This is a genomic window from Streptomyces sp. NRRL S-495, from assembly GCF_000966955.1.
GTDB classification, from domain to species: Bacteria; Actinomycetota; Actinomycetes; order Streptomycetales; family Streptomycetaceae; genus Kitasatospora; species Kitasatospora purpeofusca.
The window spans coordinates 1-221 of the sequence record NZ_JZWY01000299.1 but is presented as its reverse complement, the minus strand read 5'-3'; the positions used below and the strand labels follow the sequence as shown (position 1 = coordinate 221).

The window sequence follows — 221 nt, the reverse complement described above, 5'->3', positions numbered from 1 at the left end:
GAGGTAACGCTGTCCGCCGGAGACGGTGACGGACTGGGTCACACCCGTGGTCGGGTCGGCGTCGGAGTCCTTGGTGGGGTCGGTGCCGGAGGCCCGGCTGGTGACCTTGGCGCCCTGGGGGAGGGTGGTGAGGTCGAACTGGACCTGGTAGGTGCCGTCGGGCAGGTTGTCGAAGAGGTAGAGGCCGTTGGCGTCGGTCACCGTGGTGATGGGTCGGCCGT

The 221-nt window shown here is 69.2% G+C and carries 1 protein-coding gene; it reads right to left on the bottom strand.

Translation table 11 applies throughout. The features are described from left to right. On the bottom strand, positions 1-201 hold a 201-nt coding region (locus VR45_RS16940), incomplete at its 3' end, for an SdrD B-like domain-containing protein (RefSeq protein ID WP_234326001.1). Between the last annotated feature and the right edge of the window lie 20 nt (positions 202-221).